3 protein-coding genes and 1 pseudogene are annotated in these 4,763 nt (G+C 66.2%); 1 reads left to right on the top strand and 3 read right to left on the bottom strand.

The features are described from left to right. Nucleotides 1-32: 32 nt before the first annotated feature. From AC1DQP_RS16620 to folB, 3 genes are all read right to left on the bottom strand, one after another. A complete protein-coding gene (locus tag AC1DQP_RS16620; RefSeq protein ID WP_478052035.1) occupies nt 33-2,207 on the bottom strand; it encodes a glycoside hydrolase family 3 N-terminal domain-containing protein in 2,175 nt (724 codons plus the stop codon). Between the two features lie 137 nt (nt 2,208-2,344). After that, complete coding sequence (locus tag AC1DQP_RS16615; RefSeq protein ID WP_478052034.1) at nt 2,345-3,619, bottom strand: mechanosensitive ion channel family protein; 1,275 nt, start codon at nt 3,617-3,619, stop codon at nt 2,345-2,347. Between the two features lie 26 nt (nt 3,620-3,645). Beyond that, nucleotides 3,646-4,014, bottom strand: a complete 369-nt coding sequence (folB, locus tag AC1DQP_RS16610; protein ID WP_457318046.1) for a dihydroneopterin aldolase — start codon at nt 4,012-4,014, stop codon at nt 3,646-3,648. A 399-nt stretch (nt 4,015-4,413) separates the two neighbouring features. Between folB and AC1DQP_RS16605 the strand changes: the two are divergent. Continuing rightward, nucleotides 4,414-4,763 (top strand): annotated as a pseudogene (locus AC1DQP_RS16605) (hypothetical protein); the annotation flags it as partial.

Below are 4,763 nucleotides of genomic sequence, written 5' to 3'. Positions count from 1 at the left end.
GCTCTACGGGGCGGCGTGGCCGCCCCGCCGTCTCAGCCGGCCAGCAGCTCGAAGATCACCGGCTCACCGCTGACCGAGGAGGCGCACACCCACAACTCGAACTGGCCCGGTTCGGCACGGAACACGCCATCGCGACCGGTGAAGCCCAGCGCGTGGCGATCCAGCGTGAACTGCACCTCGGTGCTCTGGCCGGGCTGCAACGCTACCTTGCGGAAATCCTTCAGCTCACGCACCGGCCGCACGCGGMTGGCCACGCGGTCGTGGATATACAGCTGCACCACTTCTTCGCCGGCCACCGCACCGGTGTTGGTCAGCGTGGTGGTGATGGTCAGGGTGTCGTCCCAGCCCAGCGTGTCGCTGCTCAGCTGCGGCACGCCGTAGCCGAAGGTGGTGTAACCCAGGCCATGGCCGAACGGGTACAGCGCCTCGTTGGGGATCTCGCGCCAGCGCGCCTTGAACTCGGACATGGTCGGCAGTTCCGGGCGACCGGTGCGCGGATGGTTGTAGAAGAACGGCTGCTGGCCGGACACCTGCGGGAAGCTCACCGGCAGGCGACCGGACGGGTTGTAGTCGCCGAACAGCACATCGGCCACCGCATGCCCGGTCTGGGTGCCCAGGTACCAGGTGATCGCCACGGCGTGCGCATTGCGCACCGCGCCCTGCAGTGCCAGCGCGCGACCATTGCGCAGCAGCACCACCAGCGGCTTGCCGGTCATCGCCACCGCTTCGGCCAGCGCCTGCTGCGCGGCCGGCAGCGTGATTTCCACGCGCGACTGCGCTTCACCGCTGTAGCGCTGCGGTTCGCCCAGCGCCAGCACCACCACATCGGCGCGCAGTGCAGCCGCCACGGCCTGCTCGATGCCGTCCTGCACGGCCACTTCCAGGTCGCAGCCGGGCACGATTTCCAGCAGCGACGCATCGCCGATCGCCTCACGCACGCCGGTTTCCAGGCTGACGTAGCGCGACTTGTCGCCGAACAGGGTCCAGCAGCCTTCGATGTTGTCGCGGTCCTGCACGAACGGGCCGATCAGCGCGATCTTCTGCCCGGTCTTCTTCAGCGGCAGCACCGCGTCGGTGTTCTTGAGCAGCACGATGGAACGGCGCGCGGCATCGCGCGAGAGTTCATCGTGCGCGGCGATATGCGCGGTGGACGCTTCACGGTCCAGGTCCAGCGACCGGTAGGGGTCGTCGAACAAGCCGATGGCATCCTTCAGGCGCAGGATGCGGCGCACCGATTCGTCCAGCGTGGCCATCGGCACCTCGCCGCTTTCGATCAGGCCCGGCAGGTGCTCGGCATAGAAGCCGCTCTGCATGCTCAGGTCCAGGCCGGCGGTGAAGGCCTTGGCGGTGGCATCGCGGTCATCGGCGGCATAGCCGTGCGCGACCAGCTCCATGTCGGCGGTGTAATCGGAGATCACCACGCCCGGGAACTTCCATTCCCCGCGCAGGATGTCGGTGAGCAGTTCGGCATTGGCACTGGCCGGCACGCCGTTGATGTCGTTGAAGGAGGACATCACCGTCAGCGCGCCCGCCTCGAAGGCGGCCTGGAACGGCGGCAGGTGCACATCGCGCAGGGTCTGCGGCGAAATGTCGACCATGTTGTATTCCATGCCGGCCATCACCGCGCCATAGGCGGCGAAATGCTTCGGCGTGGCCAGCAGCGCATCGGCGGCACGCAGGTCCGGGCCCTGGAAGCCACGCACACGGGCGGCGGCGAACGCACAGCCCAGCACCACGTCTTCACCGGCGCCCTCGGCACCGCGGCCCCAGCGCTGGTCACGGGCGATGTCCACCGCCGGCGCGTAGGTCCAGTGCAGGCCGGCAGCGGTGGCTTCCACCGCGGTGGCGCGGGCGGTGCGCTCGGCCAGGTCCGGCTCGAAGCTGGCCGCTTCGCCCAGCGGGATCGGGAACACGGTGCGCATGCCGTGGATGACATCGGCGGCCAGGATCACCGGGATGCCCAGGCGGCTTTCTTCCAGCGCGACCTGCTGGATGCGCCGGCCGGCTTCCACGCCGACGCCGTTGAACAGCGACCCCACCTTGCCCTCGCGCACCTGCTGCAGCACCTGGTCGGCGTTGAGCACGTTGGCTTCCGGATTCACGTCCGGGGCGAACGGCCGGACCATGTCGGCGAACACACCCAGCTGGCCGACTTTTTCTTCGACGGTCATCTTGGCAATGAGGGTTTCGATACGATCGGCGGCCACCGGCTGTCCTTATGAAAACGTTTACAAGGCCGGGATTCTAGCGTTCCCGGACCCGTTGTGAATGATTTTGGCGTTCATTTTTCTTCCCCCTGGGAAGAACCCCGTTGCCGCGAGCACGGCAACGGGGGCTCAGGAGCTTACTCCGGCGAGGCCAGACGCTGCTGCCCGGCCATTAACATCGCATCGCTGGATTCCTGGAACACCCGCAGGCCAAAGGCCGGCAAGGTCGCCAGCAGGTGGTCGAACACATCGGACTGGATGCCCTCGTACTCGCCCCAGGCGGTGGTGCGGGTGAAGCAGTAGATCTCCAGCGGCAGGCCCTGGGTCGTGGGCTGCAACTGCCGTACCAACAGCGTCATGTCCGTATGGATGCCCGGATGCTGCTRCAGGTAGCGCTCCACATACGCGCGGAACGTGCCCAGGTTGGTGACCCGGCGCGCGTTCACCGCCGCCACGCCCTTGGCCTGCAGCCCGGCGTTCCACTGCTGCAGCTCGGCCTGTTTGTCGCGCAGGTAATCGCCCAGCACCGCGAACTGCTCCAGCTGCACCAGCATCGGCGCATCGACGAAGCCGACGCTGTGCTGGTCCAGGTACAGCGCGCGCTTGATCCGGCGCCCGCCCGCTTCCTGCATGCCGCGCCAGTTCTTGAACGACTCGGTCACCAGCTTCTTGGTCGGGATGGTGGTGATGGTCTTGTCGAAGTTCTGCACCGTGATGGTGTGCAGGGCGATATCGATGACATCGCCATCGGCGTTCTGGCTGGGCATCTCGATCCAGTCGCCCAGCCGCACCCGGCCATCGCCACTGATCTGCACGCTGGCCACCAGCGACAGGATGGTGTCCTGGAAGATCAGCATCAGGACCGCGGTGGCCGCGCCGAGGCCGGTGACCAGCGGACCAAGCTTGACCCCCAGCAGGGTGGCCACGATCGACAGGCCGGCAATCACGAACACCACGATCTTTACGACCTGCAGGTATCCCTTGATCGGCTTGTTGCGCGCGTCCGGGCGGCGCTCGTACAGGTCATTGGCCGCATCCAGCGCATGCGACACCGCCAGCGCCACCGTCAGCACCGCCCACGCCCGGCAGGCGCCGATGACGAAGTCGACCAGCTCCACCGGCAGGTCCGGCACGATGCGGATGCCGGCGGCGATCACCATGCTCGGCACCACGTTGGACAACCGCGAGATCACCCGCAGGTTGTTGCCCCCTTCGTTGCCGGGGTTGTGCCCGGGCAAACGGTTCACCAGCTTGCGCAGGCCGCGCAACAGCACCTTCTTGGTGACGAAGTTGGCCAGCCAGGCCGCCAGCGCCAACACGGCCAGCACCAGCAGGGTGTAGGCCCAAGGCCAGGGTTCCAGGGTCTGCTGCACACTGTCCAGCCACCGGGTTGCCACTACCGCATCCAACATCGTGTATCGATCTCCGTTCCGGGTTATCAGGGGGTTGCCAGATCCTGCGCGCTGCGCTCGATGATCACCCCGACCGCGCGCGCGCCGCGCACCGCACCGGGCTTGCTCAGTTTCAGGCGCAGCCATTGCACATTGAATTCACGCAGCACGATCTCGGCGATGCGCTCGGCCAGTGTTTCGACCAGGCCGAAGTCGGACTCGCGCACGAACTGGTCGATCCGCTTGCTCACCGCCTTGTAGTTGAGCGTATCGGCGATGTCGTCGCTGGCAGCCGGGCGGCGGTTGTCGAAGCCCATTTCCAGGTCGAAACGCAGGGTCTGGCGGATCCGCCGTTCCCAGTCGTAGATGCCGATCAGGGCATCGATCTCGAGCCCTTCGATGAATACCTTGTCCATAGCCATGCCACGTGGAAGATGTCGGACATGGTAACGGGCCGGCCCGGAACGTGCCGGGAACCGGGGGCAGGCGCCGTGGTGCAGCGCCCGAGGTGGAAAAGACAAAGGGCCCCTTTCGGGACCCTTTGCTTACCTCTTGTCCCCGGGGGGAGATGGGATTCCCATCCGCGAGTCCCGGTGGCGCGTAGGCAGAAAATTACGGGGCCGGCACGRCCACGTCAACCTTTGTTGACGCAAAACGGGACGGGGCGCGTTGTTTGCGATGCGTCAATTGAACGCGGCAATCGAATGATGAAAAACGGTAGTCAGAACAACCACACGACGGCCGGATTCCCGATGCCCGGCATCTGGCCACACTCGTAGCCTCGATCGTCAGCAGGGACCAGGGATGCCGTGACCATGCAGATCGAGGATGCCGTGAAGCGGGCGCTGTCAGCCGACCGGATGGGGACGTACGAGAACGCCGTAGCCAGCCTCGATGTCCGCAGTACCCCGCTTGAACTGTACGTGTGGAATGCCCACATCTCCGCCGCTTTCCTGATTCCGCTGCACATCGGTGAAGTGGTCATCCGCAACGCGGTTTCGGATGCACTGACCCGGATTCATGGACCACGCTGGCCGTGGGTGCAGGGCTTCGCCGACAGCCTGCCCAGTCCAACCAGCGGCTACAACCCACGCCGCGAGCTGCAGCGCGCGGTCGCACGCTGCAGTCACGGCACCCCGCAGCTCATTCCCACGCTGAGCTTCGT

It is taken from the genome of Stenotrophomonas sp. P5_A8 (assembly GCF_056400545.1).
This window is presented reverse-complemented; position numbering and strand designations above follow the sequence as displayed.

What these genes read in the sequence shown, in the direction of transcription:
- folB (WP_457318046.1), bottom strand. Translation starts at nt 4,014, where the DNA reads ATGGACAAGGTATTCATCGAAGGGCTCGAGATCGATGCCCTGATCGGC.